1 protein-coding gene and 1 pseudogene are annotated in these 1719 nt (G+C 62.2%); one reads left to right on the top strand and one right to left on the bottom strand.

The genetic code is table 11. From position 1 onward, the window contains the following. Positions 1 to 301 precede the first annotated feature (301 nt). Entirely contained in the window at positions 302 to 1528 is a 1227-nt protein-coding gene (locus tag BI49514_RS16145; RefSeq protein ID WP_101547465.1) for an IS1380 family transposase, read from the top strand. Positions 1529 to 1616: 88 nt separating this feature from the next. Here the strand turns inward: BI49514_RS16145 and BI49514_RS16140 are convergent. Further along, positions 1617 to 1719, bottom strand: a pseudogene (locus tag BI49514_RS16140) (transposase); the annotation flags it as partial.

Genomic DNA, 1719 nt, shown 5'->3' with positions numbered 1-1719 from the left:
CATCGGCGGATTGCCGATCATCGTGTTCCTGCGCCGCCGAGTGCCGAAGATCCCCGAGATCCTCCACGCCTGGGGCTACTTCGTGCTGCTGCTTGCGGCCGGAGTGGTTGTTGCCGTGGCGTGAGGGGCGGGCGCCGACCGCTCACCTTAGCCTTGATCCACCGATGCGAGTAGCCGGATCAAGCCGCGCGTGAAATGGAAATGCCCCTTCTGAACTGGGAAAATGATGATGTTCGAAGTCAACATTCCCGTTCAAGAAAGGGGCACCTCTCAGGTGCTATTCAACCACACACCCGCGTCTGTGTCTCACTCCTTCGACGATGCGAACCTGACGGCCACTACCGGGCTCGTCGCGGGAATGGCTGCCGGGGCCGACTCGATCGATGACATGAACATCCTCCGCCACGGCGGCATGCAACACCTCTTCGATCGTGTCTACGCGCCCTCGACCCTGGGGTCGTTCCTGCGCTCGTTCGCCTTCGGCCACGTCCGGCAACTCGACGCGATCTCTTCCCGTTTCCTGACCAACCTCAACGAGCACACACCGCTGCTACCAGCCAGCGAAGACACTGGACAAGCGATGGTGTTCGTCGATGTCGACGACACCGTCATCGATGTCCACTCCGCGTCGAAGCAGGGAGCTGGATTCGGCTACCAAGGCAGTCGTGGCCTCAACGCACTGTTGGCGACCGCATCGACGGGCGACTCCGGCGAGATCATCGTCGGCCAGCGCCTGCGCAAGGGCTCAACCTCGTCAGCCCGGGGTGCTGACAAGTTCGTCGCCGACGCTCTGGCCACCACGACCCGAATCAACTCCGGCCTCCCAGCCCTGGTCAGGGCTGATTCGGCGTACTACTCCTCGACTGTGACCAAAGCCGCCCGGGATGCCGGGGCTGAAGTATCGATCACGGTCCGCATGGACAAGAAGGTCAAAGCAGCGATCGGAACAATCAGCGACGACGCATGGACTGGCATCGAATACCCCGAAGCGATCTACGACGAAGAGACCAGGGCCTGGATTTCGAAGGCCGAAGTCGCCGAGGTCCCGTTCACCGCATTCACCTCGAAGAAGAAGTCCCTGCACGCCGCCGGCCGCTTGGTGGTCCGCCGCATCCCTGAACTCAACGAGACCAAACGCACTGCCGGGCAGGACCCATTGTTCGACTTGTTCCGCTATCACGCGTTCTTCACCACGGTGGACAAAGACCGTTTCGACACCGTCGCTGCTGATCACATCCACCGCAAGCACGCGATCATCGAGCAGATCAATGCGGAGTTGAAGAACGGTGCCCTGGCACATATGCCCTCTGGGGTGTTCAACGCCAACGCCGCCTGGGTAGCAGTCGCAGCGATCACACACAACCTGATGCGGGCTGCGGCCGGACTCATCGGTGGACGGATGAGCAAAGTGCGCGCTCAGACGCTGCGGACACGGATCATCGGCATCCCGGCCCGGATCGCTCACCGGGCGAGGACGCAGATTCTGGAGGAGACCCCGGGGAATCATCTATGTGGAAGAGACCGGTGAGAGACCGGGACACTACTTCCTGCCCTCGCACCGCGTTCGCACTCGAATCCGAGTGAGCCCCTTGCCATCAAGCGAATCGGTGGATCAAGGCTAAGACTCGGTCCCAGGTGCCGTCGGCGGCGTAGCGGCGGTGACGTTTCCATACTGTCTGCCACGGCCCGAAATGCTCGCGCGGCAGGTCACGCCAGGCG

Origin of the sequence: Brevibacterium iodinum ATCC 49514 (assembly GCF_900169265.1) — a bacterium.
Lineage (GTDB): Bacteria > Actinomycetota > Actinomycetes > Actinomycetales > Brevibacteriaceae > Brevibacterium > Brevibacterium iodinum.
The sequence above is the reverse complement of the archived record's forward strand: the minus strand, read 5'-3'. Positions and strand labels throughout refer to the sequence as shown.